The following is a 19,561-nucleotide window of genomic DNA, read 5'->3' as shown; positions in this document are numbered from 1 at the left end:
ATAACCAGTTTCCTCTACAGGGTACCTTGTTAAAAGGGCCACCAAAATTTTTTCAGCCTGGTTGTATTGTTGTTACACTCATTATTATCAGGGTAATAAAGGGATAAACTCTGCATAAGGTAAGAATCAGTTTTCATTCTAGACGGTGGCGACGAGAAACGTCGCCCGATTGTTTCCTCTGAAAATCTGTGGCATCTGCCAGAGGATTTTAACCCAGCTGATTGAAATACCAATACGCATTCATTTACAGAAGTGGGAGACTTCTGCTGAATGAAGGTAAACCACCAATTGTTGATTTAGTAGCAGTTTTAGTTCCGCTTTTATAGGCGGTACTAGCAAAACTCACAGTAAATATACTTAGAAATAATGCAACAGATAACATTTTCTTTATCTTTTCAGATTATCAACATTTAAATTTGGGAAATGGAGGTTTTAAATTTGATAATAAATATAATAGTTCTTGCAATAGGAGTAATATTTTTAGGACTGATAATTTTAGGTGTATATAATGTCGTGGTGAGAAAGAAAAGATATAAGAATATGTATACACCTTTTGATGATATAACCAGAGGAACTAAAAGGGAAGTGAGGATTAGTATGACTTATTTTTAATTTTAGATACACTGGTATCCCCTCTCTTCATAGTAATTCCCAAACTCTTTTCTCAGTGTAATGGGACAAAGATTAAGCTGAATACAATGAATAAGACTTACCGCCAGTCTATGTTTCTTATAGACGAAAAACAGGGGGGAAGCTTTGTGAAAAGAAAAATGTTCATCTTTATGTCAACGGCTATTTTGATATTCATTTTGATATCATGCTCCGCTCCTGCTAAAAAAGGCTCAGATCCTTACCCTGATCAATCCATCACATACAGTATCCCATTTGAACCGGGAGGACAATCGGATGTTGAAGCACGGCGCCAGCAGCCTTATCTTGAAAAGATATTGGGTCAAAAAATCGTCATCCAATACAAACCGGGCGGCGGGGGTTCGGTGGGCTGGAGCGAATTAGCGAACAAAAAACCAGATGGATATTTTCTTGCAGGTATTAATATCCCACACATCATTCTCCAGCCATTGGCCAACAAAGACACCGGATATAAAACAGAAGAGATCATTCCAATAGCCATTTTCCAAGCAACACCGATTGCAATCGCTGTTTCCAAGAACAGTGATATTCAATCGTTGGAGCAACTCGTACAAAAAGCAAAGGCCTCACCCGGAAAGGTTACTGTCGCTGGCTCCGGCAATCATACAGGGCATCACATGGCATTTTTACAATTACAAGAGTTGGCTGGAATTGAGATGCAATATGTTCCTTTCGATGGTGCAGGCCCATCTATGCAAGCTTTCCTTGGAGGAAATACAGAGGCAATTTTGGCAAACTCCAGCGATTTATTAACATATACAAAAGATATGAAAATCCTGGCAATCGGATCTGAGGAAACATTTGAACCAATGCCTGACATCCCGACATTTAAGGAAGCTGGATATAAAATGACCGCCTCGATCGACCGCGGAATAGCTGTACCGCCCGGGACAGATCCAGAGATAATCAAAACTTTGGAAAATGCATTTTTAAACATATTGAAAGAGCCTGGTATAAAGGAGCAAATGTACAAAGAAGGATTCGAGCCTAAAACAATGGGACACAAGGAATCATTGGACTATATTGAATCGAAAATAGAAGAATACAAGAGTATGTACAAATAACGAAGGACAGGATGTGCCCCTAAACAAGGAGGCAAAAGAATGGACTATTTAACAAATATTATTAGTTCATTAACAGATCCAACAAATCTGCTTCTGCTTTGTCTCGGCGTGCTTATCGGAATTATTGTGGGGGCTTTGCCTGGTTTGACCGCTACAATGGCACTTGCTCTCCTATTGCCTTTTACATTTACCATGAACCCTGAAACTGCGCTCATTACAATGGGTGGATTATATGTCGGCGGTATTTATGGAGGATGTATTTCAGCCATTCTGATCAATACACCTGGAACTCCTTCGGCGATAGCGACCACCTTTGATGGTTACCCATTGGCGCAAAAAGGGAAAGCCTCCCACGCATTAATCATGGCGGCTTTGAGTTCTGGCATTGGTGGGGTAATAGGAGGATTTGCCCTTTTATTCCTGACACCCGTACTGGCAAAGTGGGCCCTGAGCTTTGGACCCTCAGAATATTTTTGGGTGGCCGTGCTTGGTTTAACTATGATTGCAACCCTTTCTTCCGGCACATTATTAAAGGGATTAATCGGAGGATGCATGGGATTACTTTTGGGCACCGTCGGAATATCGCCTGTCGGTGGAGAGTCACGGTTTACCCTCGGCTTTTCAAGCCTGCAGTCAGGATTAGATATGGTGGTTATTCTCATTGCCTTCTTTTGCATACCAGAAGTCATCTCAATGGTTAAAAATGAAGTAAAATCCCAGCAATTTATATCAAATGAAAAAAACTTAATAATGAAGATTTTTTTCTACCTGATAAAAAAACCGATATTCATCCTCCGCTCCTCCATTATAGGAATCATTGTTGGAATCATTCCGGGAGCTGGTGGAAATGTAGCTGCTTTATTATCTTATGATGCTGCAGTCAGATTCTCCAAAGACAAACAATCGTTTGGAAAAGGTAATATTGATGGTGTAATAGCTGCAGAAACTTCCAACAATGCAGAAGTCGGAGGTTCTTTGGTTCCCCTTTTATCGTTGGGGATTCCAGGATCGCCTCCGGCAGCTATCATCTTAGGCGCTTTAATGATGCAAGGTATTATGCCAGGCCCTAATCTGATGAAAGAACAAACAGGCTTGGTCTATACGTTTTTAATCGGATTTATTGTTGCGAACTTACTGATGTTGATTTTTGCTTTGATGGGATCAAAATACGTTGGAAAGATTCTTGCCGTACCCAATTATATTCTAGCTCCTTCTATTGTTTTTATGACAATCATTGGAACCTACTCCATTAGAAACAGCCTATTGGATATAGCCTTGTTAATCGGATTGGGGATATTGGCATTTTTCTTGAAAAATTTTGGTTTTCATCCCGCACCCATCGTACTCGGTTTTATTCTCGGGCCAATTGCTGAAAGAGGCCTTACTCAGTCCCTTCTCCTTGGTAAAGCTTCCGGCAGTATTTATACCTTGTTCCTTTCCCGCCCTCTCTCTGTCGTGCTAATTATTTTATGTATGATTTCTATCATAAGTCCTCTGCTTGCCTCCATAGCCAAAAAGAAAAGGGGGAAAACATCAAGTGAGACCTATCCGGAAAAGAAGGCGAGTGGTGAAAGATGGTAATAATTAAATCAAAAGTCGATCTGATCAGCTCCTCTTTACTTCTGGTCATCTCCCTTGCCGCAATTTTGGACACAAGAGGATTGTCCGAAATGAGTTATGTTTTTCCGCGAACTGTGTGCATCATTTTATTCCTATTGAGCCTCATCTATTTTATAAAAAGCCTAGTTAAAAATGAAGCAGCGGACTATTTTATAAATCACAAGCGCAAGGTCATCCTGGTGACCTCCAGTATGGTTTGTTATTTCATTTTAATCAGTTTCATCGGTTTCTTGCCCGCAAGTATTATTTATCTTGCGGCATCCATCTGGATTTTACAAAAAGAAGGCAATACAAAAAGAAGACATTTATTTTTGTTTCAGGCATTCCCCATTTCAATCATAATCAGCTCAGCCTTTTATATATTGTTTCGATACGTATTTCATGTTCCTCTGCCTGAAGGCTTGTTAGGTTGGTAATCTCAGATTACTGTCATAAAGTAAATTAGCCGACGGTTCATCGCCGGCTAATTTTGCATTTTGAGCAGTTATTTTTCCTAATTGCATCCGTTGAAAGGTTATCGGATAATAACTGCGCCAAATGTGGACAGTATTTTGCTGATACGGACAGTACCCCGTTTTCTCGGATAGTATTTAACTGATTCAGACTGTATTTCCTTTTCTCGGATAGTATTCCGCAGATACGGACAATATTTCTTTTTTCGAGTAGTTTCCACCATACTGGAACGTGCAGATCTTTTTCACTCCGTACCCGGCTGTGCTTGATACCGCTTGCTATGTGCAGCTATAGGGGCAAAAGAACATCCACTTTCTATGCATACTCACTCTCCAATTGATAGACTAATTGTTGGCGTCCAAGCTTCGTTTTTCTTTCAAAAGCCTTTGAAACTCTCGATCAAGCTCATCACTAGGCTCTATGCTTAAACGGCTCAATATCTCTGTTATTTTCGTTTCAAGTACAAGAAGTTGATCCTCCTTGCTATCTCGGTCCTTTTTCGCTTTATGATCTTTATATTCCCTATACGTCCCTTCAAACCAGTCGATTCTCCCCCTTCGGACATCCAGAATCCGTGTAGCCACATTTTCAATGAGTCGGCGGTCATGCGAGACGAAAATGACCGTTCCCTCATATTCTTGTAAAAGCAGCTCCAACGCATGAACCGCTTCGATATCAAGATAATTCGTCGGCTCATCTAAAAGCAATGTATTAATATCGCTTAAAAATATTTTAGCCAGCGCCGCTTTTACTCGCTCACCCCCGCTGAGAACGCTCACTGCTTTCAAAACATCATCCTGAAAAAAATGCAGCCTTGCCAATACTGTTCGAATCAGTGCTTCTTCATGCTTGGAAGTGGAACTGACATTTTCTAATATTGATTTTTCGATATCTAATATATTTAAATTTTGACTAAAATAACCTATTTTCATGGCTGGTGAAACCGTAATGCCTTTGCTCTGATTGATGATCTTTTTTACAAGAGTCGTTTTTCCGCTTCCATTCGGTCCAATGATGGCAAGTTTTTCTCCACCGCGAACATGAAAGTTCGCTTTGTTCCAAAGAAGGCGGTCGTCAACGACGCCAGTTACACTCTCTGCCCGAAGAATAATCCGGTCTTTGAATGTATCCGCATTGGGCAGATTCATTTTCAGCGGTGGAGTTTCTGCCACTTTCTCCACCTTCTCAAGTTTTTCCATCCTCGTTTCAATCGCTTTTGCCGTCTTTTGCAGCTTCTTTTGCTTTTTCGCAAAGTATGGTTTTGCTCCGGTAATCTTCGCTTCTGATTTGCTCACCTTTTTCGGTGTTTTTGTTGCTCTTTCAGCTTTACGTTCTTTTACCCTCAAGGCTTCTTCTAATTGCCTTTTCTTTGCTTCATATGTTTCAAAAGCTAGACGCTTTTGACGAATCTCTAAGTCTTTTTGTTCTGCATAATCGCTGTAATTACCCCTGTACTCCTTTATTTTACCGTCATTGATTTCCCAAATTGTTGTACAAAGGGCATCTAAAAATGCACGGTCATGAGATACAAGCACAAAAGCACCTTTCCAACCAGCCAGCTTCCTTTCCACCCACTCAATATGCTCAGAATCCAAGTTTGTTGTCGGTTCGTCCGCAAATAAAATTTCGGGATCACTGATGAGTGCTTGATTAATGTACTCTTGCGTCACTTCTCCACCACTTTTCGTTGTGTCTGTCCTTTTTAGCTGAGGCAAAAGCTCTCTCGTTACATGATGTGTAACTAAGCCGTGATCCGGGGCCAGGCTTCCAGACAAAATATTCAACAATGTAGTCTTTCCGCTCCCATTGCGGCCAACCAAACCAATCCGATCCTGTTTATTTATTTGTAATTGTTCAATATCAAACAACAAACGCTCCTTGATATAGTGCTTGATGCTAGTTGCTTCTAATAAAACCATTCAATCATCCCCCATTCTCTGAATATGAGGCATAAAAAAAGCCCCCCTATCTGCATTCAGAATAGGAGGTACAAGTATAGTGGGACGCCAAAAAGAGACCACTCCTTTTGGGCACAACTATAGAAGTCCTATCCTATTCTGAAAACTCTGATTGAAGGCATCACAAAGAAGATAAAAATCTTCAGTTTGCAGTTCCTTCAATAAATGGTTTTCGAAAATAGGATTAGTACTTCATCTAGTTGGTTCACCCTTCCGTTCATTGATTTACATAAACTTTATATCGTATGAGAAAAATTGTCAAATGCTTTGGTTCTTATGGTTCACATTTTCATATATGTTATTAAGCCCCAAATGCGCCACTCCTATTTCTGTGTCAAATGCGCCTTGGTGTATTTGCGCCCAGATTTTATCGAGCTTCGCTCAATACATTTCTTCTGAAAATCTGTTGCATCCGCTGGAGACTTTAACTTTATTCAGCTGGGCTTTGAATACCAATAGGGATTCATCTCACCATTTACAGAAATGGTAGATTTCTGCTGAATAAAGTTAAATAAAGCTTTTCGCACTATTGTTACGGCTAAATTTGTAAATGGCAACAAGAAAGAACGCTGCTGCAAAAGCAGACAATATCAGGATGTTTAAGTTTAGGCTGCCAAAATCGTGGCCTTCCTGCAGTTTGGTCAAGGTGTCTAGTGTCCAGCGCTGTGGAAGGAATTCAGATATTTTTTGAATCGACTTTGGCATGATTTCAATTGGCCAAAAACACCCTGAAAGCATGGCCGTAGGAGTAATAAGCAGTATGGATAAACCACTGGCTGACTTTCTACTATTGGAGAAAGCGACAATAACAAGTGAGAGACCGACAGCAATCAAAGAAAAAATGATCATAACCACTAAAGCCTTCCAAAGTGACATATTTAAATCAATATGAAAGACGAATGAAAGGAGACTGAGGGTCGCGACTGCCTGAACGATCATTACAATCATATTCACTATTACATTAGAAAAGATATATTTTTGCGCTGTAACTGGAGTCGACAATAGACGAAAATATGTGCGATTTTCTTTTTCTGCCAAAATAATCTCTGACAAATTATTCGCTGAATACATCATGATCATAATTAAAAAACCGACGGTCATATATGTCATATTTTTACTAGTAGAAGAATCTTTAAGAGCTGTCGTTTTTAATTGGAAATCCGCGTGTCGATAATCGTTATACATTCTCATAAATTGGTCCGAATCTCCATCTACAGCTGCGGCAATTACAGTTAGATTATCGATATATTGATACAAATAGGTTTTGATAAAGCCCGTCACGCTTTCTCCCTTGATAGATGTAATGTCAATATGATCCGGTTTTCCAGCTAGAACACTTTCTGAATAGCCCTGCTCAAAAGTTACGACACTCTCTATCGAACCCGACGTTAGTTTATTTGTAACGGATGTATCCTTTATTTCCTCCACCTTGAGATGGTCCAGCCCTCTTAAAAAGGCAATAGTCTCGGCTGAGATGATTCCCTTATCATGGTCTACCACACCAATAGTCGTAACTTTATCCTGTCCCCCATAAGCAAGTAAAGCAATAAATATCCCTGCCAATGGAGTGATTAAATATAATATAATGTTTTTCTTGCTCCGAAATGTTGTACGCAATGTTTTACTAACCAGCCAGAAAATATCTTTCATTTTACAACCCCTCCCGTCGCCTTAGTGAAATACTCGAAATCAGCAAAAATAAAAAGGCAAGGCCAAGATTCATTCCAATAGCTGGTAAAATGAATGACAAATCATTAGCATAAATCATATTGATTATTGCTTTATTTTCCATAGTCAACGGAGAAAGATAAGTAATGAACTTCAATATTCCTTCAGGGTTCTCAATTTTAAAATAAGCTCCACCGAAGAACGATGCAAGCTGTACAACGATCATGATCACCGGTATCGGCGATTTCATCAGGAAACCCATTCCAATCCCGAAGCTAACAGCAAGGATTACCTCGGTCAGCAATACTAAGAATACCAAACCCAAATGCTCTCCCCAATTTGCCCTGTATACCATCATGCTAAATACAACAACCAAAGCAACACAAATACAATTGATAACGATACTTCCCAACACTTTGCCAATAAAAATGTCACGCTTATTAATCGGAGCCACCATTAATCTTACAGCTGTATTGCGCGATCGCTCGTGGCCAATTAAATGGTTAGAGGCCATCGCTGCATATAATGCAATCATCGTTGTCACCACAATTGCATAATAATCCATCGATCCAGGCTGCTTTTTCGGAAGAATAGCATGTTCCTTAATATAATCTTGTTTAGTTGATGGCGTAAATTCTTCCTCAAATTTGCCAGAATCCTTCTTTGCTACCTCTGTGATCAAATTGAATGTGTCAACATAGGAAGCAAGGAAACCCTGTAAAATACTCCCTTTTAAACTATTTTGGTCATTCACATATAGATGAATTCCTGCTTGATCACTTATTACATACCCATCCGCCTTTCCCTGCTTTACCTCTTCTTTTCCGTTTAAACCATTTGGCAGCAACTTAAAATGAACCCCTAATTTAGCCGTCTCCTTTGTAAAAGTTTCAAATGATTGGGACTGGTTGCTGCTCGTATCCTCATATAAAACGTACAAATCATCAATGGAGATCTCATCTTTAAATGCTCCCGAAAGCGCTGATCCGAGCACCAGTATCAGTACAATGGGGAAAGCAAGCATAAATACAAGTGTACGTCCATCCCTAAAATCATGCTTAATTTCCTTCCAAGCTATTTGCAGCATATTCATCACATTTTCCCCCCTTATTTACGAGTCCCGCAAGTTCCTACCCGTCAAGGTTAGAAATACCGTTTCCAGATTCGGTTCTTTTTCATCCAAGGATCGGATTTCAATGTGATGATTAATAAAATAAGCAATGATCTGGTTCAAATTGTTGACACCTAGTTCCGAATGGATTTGCACCGTGTTTTCAACCACTTTTACATTTGCCACCCCTTGAATACCATGTATTGCTTGCACATCAACCGTATCCGGAGATTTCACCTCAATAAAGATGACCTTGGAATCCGTTATCAACGATTTAAGCTGTTCTTTCGTGCCTTCAGCAATGATTTTTCCATGGTCAATAATGGCTATCCGTGTGCAGATTTCTTCTACCTCTTCCATATAATGGCTCGTATAAATAATCGTACAGCCCATTTCATTCAACTTTCGAACAGATGCCAATATATATTGACGTGATTGTGGATCTATCCCAACAGTCGGTTCATCCATAATAATCAATTTAGGCTGATGAGCAATGGCACAAGCTATATTCAGCCGTCGCTTCATTCCGCCAGAAAAGGTTTTCGGATAGCTTTTCCTTTTATCAGCCAACCCTACAAATTCCAAAGCTTCTACTGTCCGCTTCTCAAGCTCCTGTCCGCGCAATCCATATAATCCCGCAAAAAACTTCACATTTTCATAGGCACTTAAATCTTCATAAATTGCTAATTCTTGAGGTACCAAACCGATATGCTTTTTGATAAACTCGCCATGCTTGCTCGCCTCTTGCCCTAGAATCTTGATTGAACCTTTATTTTTACGCAATAGACCTGTGATCATATTGATGGTCGTACTCTTACCGGCTCCATTAGAGCCTAAAAATCCAAAAATTTCCCCCTCCGATATAGATAAAGACATGTCATCAACAGCAATAAAATCACCAAATTTCTTTGTTAAATCTTGAATCTCCAAAATATTCATATCCTGATCTCTCCAATCATCTATAGCGCAAACTCTTGTAATAAGTATAAAAAAAAAGAACGCACAGCATAAGTGCATTCCTTCATAACTTGATATGAAGTTTTTCATGATTTCAAAGTGAAAATTTCACTGATTAACTGGAAGAAGGATTGTCACTGTGAATCCATTGCTTCCATCGATAATGATTTTTCCGTCAATTGCAGCAGTTCTCTCCTCCATTCCAATAATGCCTAATCCCTTTTTAATTTTTTCCGCGCCTTTGCCATTATCCTTAACTTCAACCCTAATTAGCTTGTTCAAGACTTGAACATCAATTGAAATCTGCGTACTCCCCCATGCATATTTTAGCGAATTTGTTAAAGCTTCAGTCACATTTTCCTGGATAACCTTCCACTGGATTGGGGTAATATCATCCATATTTCCATTATGTGTGAGAACAGTCCTTTTATTATGCTTGGCTGTAAATTCGTCAATATACAGCTGCAACCGATTAATCCCTACCTGCTCGATTGGAGGTTTCATATTTTTCAATGTTAACCGAATACTGTCAATACCGTCTTGGGTGATACCAATCGCATTTTGAAGCAGTTCTGTTGCCTTATTGCGGTCCTCCTTCATCAGTCGCTTCGCCGCCTCCATCTGAATCAGAGCGCCGGTAATGGAATGCCCAATCGTATCATGAATTTCCTGTGAGATTCTGTTTCGCTCTTCTAGCTTAAGCATATAAGCAGATTGTTTTAAATACGCATCATTTTCATTCATTTGCTTGAGAAGTTTCTGTTGCTTCATATGCAGAACATCTAGCTGACTTTCTTTCTCCATATGCCGTTCGTGAAAAATCATGCTCATGGTATATGTTAAAAACGTATAAATCATCACCAATACATATTGAGCTTGTATATCTGATTGGATATAAAAAACAGGGATAACGGCCACAATAAAGGATAATATTTTGGGTGCCTTCCATATTCCTAAAAGTTCTACCACCGATAACGGTAAAAGTAAAAAGAACAGAGGATAAACATATATACCCCCAATAATGGATGTGGTCATAGAAACAAGCAAAAGCAGAGTCATGAGAACGCGTTGAGTAAAGAGATGTGAACAAATATTGATACATAAATAGATCAATAGTAAAAATACAGCCCACGAAATGCCTTGAGTGTCCTCAGAAACAAGAACCAACGCAATATAGAAAATAAGAACCAGTTTATTGATGATTGCCCAGCGTTCCATTGTCAGTAAATTTTCCCCGTCAAATAATAAACAGCTATTTGAGTACGATGCTTTAGGCCCGTTTTATCTAAAATAGAGGTGATATAGTTTGCAACAGTTCCTCCAGATATATACAATTGTTCTGATATTTCTTTATTGGAATACCCTTTGGCAATAAAGGACATAATTTCCAGTTCCCGTTGTGTGAACATTGTTGTATCAATTTTTGCCTCGAATACTTGCAGCTCGCCTGATAAGGAATCCTTAATTTTATCCAGCATTTCATCCTGAATAATGCTTGTTCCATGGTAGACGCTTTTGAGTGCATCCCTGATTCGTTCCGGATCATTGTTTTTTAATAAATATCCTTTTGCCCCATTTTTAATCGCTCCAAGTATGTAATCATCATCATCGAAGGTAGTCAAAATGACTGGTTTCGTTTTCGTAGATTCCACAATTTTCTTGGTCGCTTCAACGCCGTTCATGTGGGGCATGCGCACATCCAATAACGCAATATCCACATTATGCGTCCTGCAATATTCCACCGCTTCTTCCCCATCATTCACTAATGATACTACGTCAAATTCTTCATATGTATTCAAGATGATTTTCAATCCCTCCCGAATAAACGGGTTATCATCCGCAATGATAATTCTAATGGTCATCCAGAATTCCCTCCCACCTTAAACATCATACTTGAGTTTGATAGAATTGGGAACATTTCCTAAAACGTTCTTAGATCAATTTTACGCTATAGTACCGTATTCCTTTTGGAATTCCCTTTATCTCAAAAACGCGATTATATATAAGCCTCCTTAGCCTGTCTTCTAAATAAGCGTCGCCTATCGACTGATCCAAGTGCTCTAAAACTTCCCCAATGAGTCTAGCAGATAATATGAAATCATGTTTTTCCTGCTCAGCGTGGAGTTTTCGGGCTTGCTCAATAATGATTGGATCGAAATAATGATCATGAACGGATTTTATTTTGCCTTTTTCCCATACCCGTAAAATCTCTTTCGTTTCCGCCAGTGCAATCCATTCTTCTTCGTATTTTCTTCTTATTTCTGCAGAGAGGGGATGTAAGCATCGATTTTCGGCGATTGAATTTATTTTTTCGGGTTCAATTCCGCCTGTATGCCAAAAAAACTCGTCCTCCCTCTCTGATTCTGCTTCATATAGCTTCTTAAAACCCGCAGTCGAGTTAATGAGAAAAACATCATTTACTTTATCCCTCAACAAATAATTCAAGTAGCGCATTCCTGCTTGTTCATGCGCATTCTCAGCCGTCCATAGCACAATCGGGACATCATCAGGAATGGCCTTCATTTCTTCGAGTGTTATGAAGATCCTCTGCTCATATTCCTCTTCCATATAATTATTTTCTATATTAAGGTGGTCCTTTAGCCATTCATAACGATGCTTGCGTCCGACATCCTGGTGCAGCTGCCAAATCGGTCCCTCAGCAAAGAAATCAGGAAAGCCGATCACCTTATGCCCGCAACCCAGCCCCACCCGTAAAGTACCCGCGGCGGCTTCTCCGCATACAATATGTACAGTTTTATATTCTCTTGCCAAGTATTGATTATTTTTGCCTACATTTAGCGTCTCATCGTAAAAGGAAATGAGCCCTTCGATTATCTCGTCCCGATCTTCCTGGAATTCCTTGATGATGTTCAATTGATACATCACATTGCTTAACAAACCTTTTGCCTCACTACAGGGAAGTTTATCTATTAATTTATCTAGTTCTTCCATGGTAAAGATACCACCTCTTTCGTCTAATCACCCATCGACTCTGTTCCGGACATTAAGAAAAGTACATAGCCACCGCAAACATGCCAAAGTTACAGTACAGAATTAGAAAATAGAAACAATACCTTCATCTATACTACCACATTGGCGAACTCCATTTTGTAGAGAGTTCTAAATACATGGAATATTCATACCGAAAACCAAACCCGAATCATCGCTGCAGACTTAAAAAGAAAAAACTTTTTCATGCTGATACGATAGAAGCAATGGTATGAAAAACTACAGCGAATTTTTTAAAATAGGAAATATATCTTGAAACTATAAAGGGATTTTACCGTATATACAAATGACCAATTTCAACCTTTTACTCAGTTAGAAGAATTAAGCAAATATTGGAGGTACCATCTTGCTTTCAAAAACATTACTCATACTGTAATATGTCAGTGTAAAGATCAACTACATGCCTCAAAATTTCATTCACACCCCATTATTCATCTATCACTTTAACATGAGGAGCTTTCCCTAAATGAAAAACCAAGATAACCCTACAAATTATGAATATTTAGCAGATAATCCAAACGTAAAAGTAATGCCCATTATGGTATCACTCATTATTGGTGCCTTTTTTGCTATATTAAACGAAACATTGTTAAATATAGCCTTAAAAACCTTAATGGAGGAATTCCATGTTACTCTGCCCACTGTTCAGTGGATGGCAACTGGATTTATGCTTGTCATGGGAGTCGTTATTCCTGCTTCAGCACTGTTAATGCAATGGTTCACCACGCGTCAATTGTTTTTGGGAATTATGACCATTTTTACAATTGGAACAACCATCAGCGCTTTAGCGGTGAATTTCCCCATGCTGCTGGTGGGACGTTTAATTCAAGCTGTCGGCACTGGGGTGTTGGTTCCCTTTATATTTAATGTTTTTTTACTGTTGTTTCCACCGGAAAGGCGCGGAAAAATCATGGGAACGATCGGACTCGTTATTATGTTTGCCCCAGCCATTGGGCCAACTTTATCAGGAGTCATCGTTGAATATTTAGGCTGGCGCTACCTGTTCATCATTGTCATACCATTCAGCTTGTTTTCAATAGCTTTCGCCTATAAATATTTAATCAATGTATCAGAAGTGACAAAGCCAAAGATTGACATTTTATCATTGTTTTTTTCTACCATTGGATTTGGAGGTATCGTCTATGGATTCAGTTCAGCTGGGGATAGTGGAGCAGGATTCCTGAGTCCGAATGTAGTGATAACCATCGTTATTGGAATTGCAGGAATCGTATTGTTCTCCATTAGACAGTTAAAACTGGATGAGCCAGTCATGGATTTAAGAGTGTTTAAATACCCTATGTATACGCATGCGGTTTTCATGTTTTTGATCATCATCATGGCAATGTTTTCGTCAGAAATCATTTTACCAATGTATATGCAGGGGCCTCTTGGTTTGTTGCCCGCAACAGCAGGACTGGTTTTATTGCCGGGAAGCATTCTAAATGGAGTCATGTCTCCATTCATGGGCCATCTTTTTGATAAGTTCGGGCCAAAAATATTAATGGTACCAGCTACAATTGTATTAAGCCTGACAATGTTTATGATGAGCAGACTGAGCATGACAACACCACTATGGGTTGTTGTTGTCGGATATGTGCTGCTGATGTTGACTGTTTCAGCCATTATGATGCCCGCAGAAACAAATGGCTTAAATCAGCTTCCAAAAAGGCTGTATCCACACGGCACCTCTCTGATAAGCACACTTCAACCTGTTGCAGGAGCTATTGGAGTTTCAGTATTTATAAGCATTATGAATGCCAGACAGAATCACTTTTTGCAGAAAGCAGGCAACCCTACAGACCCAACCACAATCAAAGAAGCGATGGTCGCAGGTGTAGAACTGGTTTATTTTGTCGGTTTTGTTTTGGCGATTGCCGCGGTCATAATGGCGTTTTTCGTTTATCGAGCGAAACTGGAAGATAAAAAAGTAACAGAAAGTCATTAAATTCATTTTGGGCATATTTTAGCCAGGAGCTGACTGATTGAACGGGATCATGCACCTGGCTAATTTTCTTTCTCAATCACCCCATGTGTCCTGAAGAAATTGAATTTCTTTTGCATGGGACAGTTCCTCTTTGGGCGTTTCCAAAATAAATGGCGTATTTACCAGCAAGGGCGTGTTGATAAGTTGGTCGAACTGCTCCACTGTTATACGGCCGCCCCCGAAGATAGGAGCATGCCGGTCCTTTCCCTTTCCTGTTTCATACTTGGAGTTATTCAAATGAATCACTTCCAGGTCATCGAAGTAATTTAGTTTCTTTCCTTTTTCCAATACATCATTCCAATTTTCACCATCCCACAAACCGCTGGAAAAAGCATGACACGTATCAAGACAAAAACCAATTTTCTCTGGGAACTCACTTAATTTGCGGATTTGCACAAGTTCTTCTAGAGTTGTCCCCATTGTACCCGGTATTCCTGCGTTATTTTCCAGCAAAACTTTAGCAGTTCCTTCCCATTGTCTGAGAATATCATTTAACATTTCGATCATAAGTTGATAGCTTTCAAGGAGGGTCAAATGAGGTAGAGATTTGCCAAAGTGAACAACAACCCCTATGGAACCGCATGCTTCGGTAATTTCCAAGTCATTCAGCAATGAATCAATGACATGAGTACGCTTTTGATCATTGTAGGGGGTCAGACTAGTGAGATAAGGCGAATGACTAACAGACAAGATACCGTTTTCTGCGCAATACGCTTTACATAATGCCGCATCTTCTCTGTTATAGTCTTTTACAGAAAGACTCCGAGGATTTTTTGGGAAGTATTGAAAAGCGCTGGCATTCATAGCGCGGGCTGTTTTTGCAGCTCCAAAGTACCCATCCCGAATGGAAAGATGACAACCAAATCTCATATGCATTCTCCTTGCTTAATGCTGACAATTTTCACAAAAATATGTTTTCCGAGAGGAAACTTCAATCTTCACTATAGGAGCCCCACAACGCTTACATGCCTTTCCCTCAAGCCCGTGAATAATCATTTTATAACCGCCTGTTTTGCTATCTCCTTTAAACAACGGTCCCATATACCCTCCATGTTGAATGCCATTTTGAAGGACCAATTTGATTGAATGGTAGAGGCGGACAATCTCGTCTTGTTCCAGCTCGTTTATTTTTCTTTCTGGCAGAAGCTGTGCATCCCAAAAGATTTCATCTGAATAACGGTTGCCTATCCCAGCAAGGACTTCTTGTTTCAGCAGTGTTGTTTTCAACCTGCCTCTTTTATTTTTCATTATGTCTAGAAAAGCATTCAGAGTAAAATTTGGGTCTAACGGCTCCGGACCGATATTTTGAAGCTCATTGTGTATCATTTCTGGAGTGAGCAGATGCAAATATCCCAAACGCAGTCCTATGAAATAAAGATGCTGGTCTCCGAATGACAACTGGACCTGAACTGTACGATCTGGTTGTTGATCTTTCGTTCCATAGAACATTGATCCCCCAAGCATCAGATGTAATAATAAACAAGAACCATTTTGCAGGCGAAAAATTAAATATTTGGCCCTTCTATCAATTGCTTCGATTTTTTGATTCAATACCTTTTGGAAAAATTGGTCTTCTGGAACATTAATTGATTTTTGACGATTGATGACAATTCCTGAAACAGGATGCCCCCCAATCAATTGCTGAAGCAAGGACTTGTATGTTTCCATCTCTGGCAATTCCGGCATTATGTTTCCTCCGTTTGTTATTGGTCATTAACTCATTATTCCTCAAGATGCCGAAAAGCATAACTGAAAGTTGGATAAACCCTGGAATGTAAAAAAACGGATCTCAATTGATCCGTTTTTTCATAAACATTATGAATGATTTAATGACAATCCCAATTATAGAGAACCTTAGAAAAATCCCGCCTTTTTAAATCATCCGATGAGATAAAGAAGTTGGCAACTCCCCCATCGCCCCACATGATGTCAAGATCATCATCCGTATCTATTTGCAATAAAAGCATGTCGTAGGATGGATAATCTCCATATGTCCTAGGATCTTCCTGCGTAAAAAATGGATATCCTCCTATTTTCGCCCCCTGTCCGCTCGCCAACTCGTAATACTGATCCATGATATCATCATATTCATCGTAATCTTCTTTTTCCAGCAGTTCATTGAGGTTTGTTAAAGCGTTGAAACGATAATCGTTGGCAGACATGATTTCTTCAGAACGCTTAAATGTTAAAGCACATTCCTTTTCTACAGGAAAATAATTTTCATCTGTAACAGCTGGAAAATTTGTCATCCATTTGGACTGATCAGTTTCAATCGTTTCATGATAAACAACCCGAAATGTATCTTGAATCGTCATATCATCGAAATTCAAACCATAAATATCATCATCCGCAACAAAAAATTGTAAGATTCCTACCGTTGGGAATTCAGATAATTGGGATTCTATTTCACTAAAATTAATTTGAGCCAAAAATCGAAGCGGTTCACCATTTTGGGCTGTTGGATACGGCTCTCCCTTCAGCCAGTATGGCTGACCGCCAAACTTGCTTTCCAATGGCCCTGTTTTTTGAATTCTTCCATCAATTATCAAACTCGGCTCTTTAGTCTTTTGTAAATCTTCGGCAAATGGTTCTAATTGACGTGGTAATTTCATTTTATCTCTCAACCTCCACAGGAACGTTTGTTCCTATTATAAGTGAATATCTCATAGATTGATAGCTTTTTCTATACACTGAATTATATCAAATAAGCCTTGGCGTATTCGCGCCTAGATTGTATCGAGCTCCACTCGATACATTTCCTCTGAAAATCTCTGGTATCCGCCGGAGGTTGAACCCCCACTGAATAAAATCCAATACGCATTCATCTCACCACTTACAAAAATAGGAGACTTCTGCTGAATAAGTTAAAGGCTGTTTCAGTCCCTTCCGCGCTGGCTCTCAACTAATTCCAGTAAAATTTTCAACCCTTTCGCTAAATCGTCTAAAGTCGCATAGGCATAGGAAAGACGAATGTGATGAAGATCCCTTGTCTCATATATATAGCCTGGATTAATTAAAACATTATGATGAAGCAAATTTAAAAAAAGCGCTTTATTCACAATTGGTTCATGAAACCTAAGCCAGATGTAGAAACCACCTTCGGATTTTTCCCAGGTTGCTGTTCTTTTAAAGTCGCGCTCTAATATAGCTTCGACAAATTCAGCTCTGCTTTTTAATTGTTCACGAAGTTTAATCAAATGTGTCTCGTACAGGCCAGAAGAAATCCAATGAGCTACAATTTCTTGAGAAAAAGCACTGGAACCGTAGTCTGTCTGCATTTTTATATCCCCTAGCCGTTCGATGACTGGCGAAGGTGCAACTACCCAGCCGATCCTGAGTCCTGGGCTTAAGGTTTTCGATACACTGCCGATATATAGTACTTGTCCTGATGTGTCAATTGACTTTATCGGGGGAGCAGGGGTTTCAAATGTCAACTCATGGTAAACATCATCCTCAATAATCGGTATCTGTAGCTCCTTGCACACATTATATACGGATTTCTTTTCCTTCATCGACCAACTTTGGCCAGTTGGATTATGTAGTGATGGTACACAATAAAAGACAGATTGCCTTTTCCTTTTGAATTTCCGTAAATTCTTTGTGAAATCTGCATCCCGTGAAATTGAATTCATCCGCATTCCCGCTGATTGAAACGGGTGAACCGAATTTAAATAGGAAGGCTGTTCCTGAAAGACAATCGACTCTTTTTCCAATAATCCCATAGCAATTAATTGAAGTGCCTGCAGGGCTCCTGACACTATCAATATATTTTCCGGGCCAGTTTCAATCCCTTTGTTTTTTAAATATTCACATAAAATCTCACGAAGCTTTTCACTTCCTTGTGGTGATGAATATCCCATTGCCTTGGGTTTTAGCGATATTTCCCTTAATGACTGTTCAATTTGTTTCGTGGGAAGCATGTCTGGTGATAATTCACCTGTACCCAGACGGATAATGTGATCCATTTGTTCATGTTCATTAATCAGTTGAATTGTGTGGTAATTGGGCTTATATATGCTTGATTCAATGTGCTGATTCCAATTCAATTGGGCTTTGTCCAATAGCATATTCCAAGAATTATTAGCCACAAATACTCCTGACCCTACGTGGGATTCGATTAAACCATCCGCTTTTAGCTCATCAAGGGCAAGTTGTACAGTGCTCCGATTCACATTAAACTCTGCTGCTAGCTGGCGCTGCGTCGGGAGCTTCGTCCCTACAGTCCAATCTCCCCGTTCAATTCTAGATTTCACCCAATCCACAATTTGATCATGAATAGTCAAATGAGAATACCTTTTTGGTTGCCAATTCATCCAACCCCTCCTAGATTGGGTGGATGAAAAGCCACCCAATTGGTCGTTTTCTTTTATTTTTACCATAGTAGGATAATAATTGAAAGGAGTTGACCACTTGGAAAGTATTTTTCATGGAGTTATTTTGGCATTTGGACTCATATTGCCTTTGGGCGTGCAAAATGTATTTGTATTCTCACAAGGAGCCACACAACCGAATTGGGTCCGGGCACTTCCAGCCACGATTACTGCTGGTTTATGCGATACATTTTTAATCCTTTTGGCCGTTTTAGGCGTCTCTGTCATCGTTTTACAGTTTGAATGGCTTCGTCTTATTCTTATGATAGCTGGAATTTTATTTCTACTTTATATGGGATATACGATCTGGAAGGCCCAGCCTGCAGCAACTGAAACGAATAAAGCATTACCCATCCGGCAACAAATCTTTTTTGCACTATCCGTGTCTTTATTAAATCCACACGCTATCTTAGACACTATTGGTGTAATTGGAACAAGTGCATTAAAATACACTGGAACAGAACAAGCCTTGTTTACAATTGCCTGTATTGCAGTATCCTGGATCTGGTTCTTTGGATTAACTTTTGCAGGTATGATGATGAAGAAATTGGATGATAGCGGAGGTTTAATGAACATATTCAACAAGTGCTCCGCCTTGTTCATATGGGCCACCGCCATTTATCTAATCATGGATTTAATCTAACTGCACACCACTTGTAACCCCCCTTTAATAATGAGGGGGGTTACTAAATAGCATTCTATATTAGACGTATAGG

The 19,561-nt window shown here is 39.5% G+C and carries 17 protein-coding genes; 6 read left to right on the top strand and 11 right to left on the bottom strand.

Annotation, left to right across the window (positions count from 1 at the left end):
• Window positions 1-423 precede the first annotated feature (423 nt).
• The 4 genes from H9631_RS22780 (at window position 424) to H9631_RS02430 (ending at window position 3,751) form a co-directional block, all read left to right on the top strand.
• Window positions 424-612 carry a DUF3951 domain-containing protein gene (locus tag H9631_RS22780; protein ID WP_225220803.1) on the top strand — a complete coding sequence of 63 codons (189 nt, stop codon included), beginning with the start codon at window positions 424-426 and terminating at the stop codon, window positions 610-612.
• Window positions 613-758: 146 nt separating this feature from the next.
• A complete protein-coding gene (locus H9631_RS02440; RefSeq protein WP_191809647.1) occupies window positions 759-1,715 on the top strand; it encodes a tripartite tricarboxylate transporter substrate binding protein in 957 nt (318 codons plus the stop codon).
• 39 nt (window positions 1,716-1,754) lie between these two features.
• A complete protein-coding gene (locus H9631_RS02435; protein WP_191809646.1) occupies window positions 1,755-3,296 on the top strand; it encodes a tripartite tricarboxylate transporter permease in 1,542 nt (513 codons plus the stop codon).
• The gene (locus H9631_RS02430) at window positions 3,290-3,751 is read left to right on the top strand and encodes a tripartite tricarboxylate transporter TctB family protein (RefSeq protein ID WP_191809645.1); all 462 of its coding nucleotides are present in this window, start codon (window positions 3,290-3,292) and stop codon (window positions 3,749-3,751) included. Before H9631_RS02435 ends, H9631_RS02430 begins: the two co-directional genes overlap by 7 nt.
• Before the next feature lie 381 nt (window positions 3,752-4,132).
• Here H9631_RS02430 and H9631_RS02425 read toward each other — a convergent pair whose 3' ends face one another.
• The 7 genes from H9631_RS02425 to H9631_RS02395 form a co-directional block, all read right to left on the bottom strand.
• The gene (locus H9631_RS02425; RefSeq protein ID WP_191809644.1) at window positions 4,133-5,707 is read right to left on the bottom strand and encodes a Vga family ABC-F type ribosomal protection protein; all 1,575 of its coding nucleotides are present in this window, start codon (window positions 5,705-5,707) and stop codon (window positions 4,133-4,135) included.
• Window positions 5,708-6,253: 546 nt separating this feature from the next.
• Window positions 6,254-7,396: an ABC transporter permease gene (locus H9631_RS02420; protein WP_191809643.1), complete on the bottom strand. Its 1,143-nt coding sequence runs from the start codon at window positions 7,394-7,396 to the stop codon at window positions 6,254-6,256.
• Between the two features lies 1 nt (window position 7,397).
• Entirely contained in the window at window positions 7,398-8,507 is a 1,110-nt protein-coding gene (locus tag H9631_RS02415; RefSeq protein WP_191809642.1) for an ABC transporter permease, read from the bottom strand.
• A gap of 18 nt (window positions 8,508-8,525) precedes the next feature.
• The gene (locus H9631_RS02410; RefSeq protein WP_191809641.1) at window positions 8,526-9,464 is read right to left on the bottom strand and encodes an ABC transporter ATP-binding protein; all 939 of its coding nucleotides are present in this window, start codon (window positions 9,462-9,464) and stop codon (window positions 8,526-8,528) included.
• A gap of 126 nt (window positions 9,465-9,590) precedes the next feature.
• A complete protein-coding gene (locus H9631_RS02405; protein ID WP_191809640.1) occupies window positions 9,591-10,700 on the bottom strand; it encodes a sensor histidine kinase in 1,110 nt (369 codons plus the stop codon).
• Between the two features lie 2 nt (window positions 10,701-10,702).
• Window positions 10,703-11,344 carry a response regulator gene (locus H9631_RS02400; protein ID WP_191809639.1) on the bottom strand — a complete coding sequence of 214 codons (642 nt, stop codon included), beginning with the start codon at window positions 11,342-11,344 and terminating at the stop codon, window positions 10,703-10,705.
• A 70-nt stretch (window positions 11,345-11,414) separates the two neighbouring features.
• A complete protein-coding gene (locus H9631_RS02395) occupies window positions 11,415-12,434 on the bottom strand; it encodes a DUF1835 domain-containing protein (protein WP_225220802.1) in 1,020 nt (339 codons plus the stop codon).
• A 523-nt stretch (window positions 12,435-12,957) separates the two neighbouring features.
• Here H9631_RS02395 and H9631_RS02390 point away from each other — a divergent pair.
• Complete coding sequence (locus tag H9631_RS02390; protein WP_191809638.1) at window positions 12,958-14,436, top strand: MDR family MFS transporter; 1,479 nt, start codon at window positions 12,958-12,960, stop codon at window positions 14,434-14,436.
• Between the two features lie 72 nt (window positions 14,437-14,508).
• Here H9631_RS02390 and H9631_RS02385 read toward each other — a convergent pair whose 3' ends face one another.
• From H9631_RS02385 to H9631_RS02370, 4 genes are all read right to left on the bottom strand, one after another.
• The gene (locus tag H9631_RS02385; RefSeq protein WP_191809637.1) at window positions 14,509-15,345 is read right to left on the bottom strand and encodes a deoxyribonuclease IV; all 837 of its coding nucleotides are present in this window, start codon (window positions 15,343-15,345) and stop codon (window positions 14,509-14,511) included.
• A 15-nt stretch (window positions 15,346-15,360) separates the two neighbouring features.
• A complete protein-coding gene (locus tag H9631_RS02380) occupies window positions 15,361-16,161 on the bottom strand; it encodes an Fpg/Nei family DNA glycosylase (protein ID WP_191809636.1) in 801 nt (266 codons plus the stop codon).
• Between the two features lie 140 nt (window positions 16,162-16,301).
• Window positions 16,302-17,087 carry a YwqG family protein gene (locus H9631_RS02375; RefSeq protein ID WP_191809635.1) on the bottom strand — a complete coding sequence of 262 codons (786 nt, stop codon included), beginning with the start codon at window positions 17,085-17,087 and terminating at the stop codon, window positions 16,302-16,304.
• Window positions 17,088-17,351: 264 nt separating this feature from the next.
• On the bottom strand, window positions 17,352-18,788 hold the full coding sequence (locus H9631_RS02370) for an aminotransferase-like domain-containing protein (protein ID WP_191809634.1): 1,437 nt from the start codon (window positions 18,786-18,788) through the stop codon (window positions 17,352-17,354).
• A gap of 97 nt (window positions 18,789-18,885) precedes the next feature.
• Between H9631_RS02370 and H9631_RS02365 the strand changes: the two genes are divergently transcribed.
• Entirely contained in the window at window positions 18,886-19,488 is a 603-nt protein-coding gene (locus H9631_RS02365; protein WP_191809633.1) for a LysE/ArgO family amino acid transporter, read from the top strand.
• The last annotated feature ends 73 nt before the right edge of the window (window positions 19,489-19,561 follow it).

Origin of the sequence: Bacillus norwichensis (assembly GCF_014836955.1) — a bacterium.
Classification (GTDB): Bacteria; Bacillota; Bacilli; order Bacillales; family Bacillaceae_C; genus Siminovitchia; species Siminovitchia norwichensis.
Note: the sequence above shows the minus strand (reverse complement) of the source record. Positions and strands in the feature narration are given on the sequence as shown.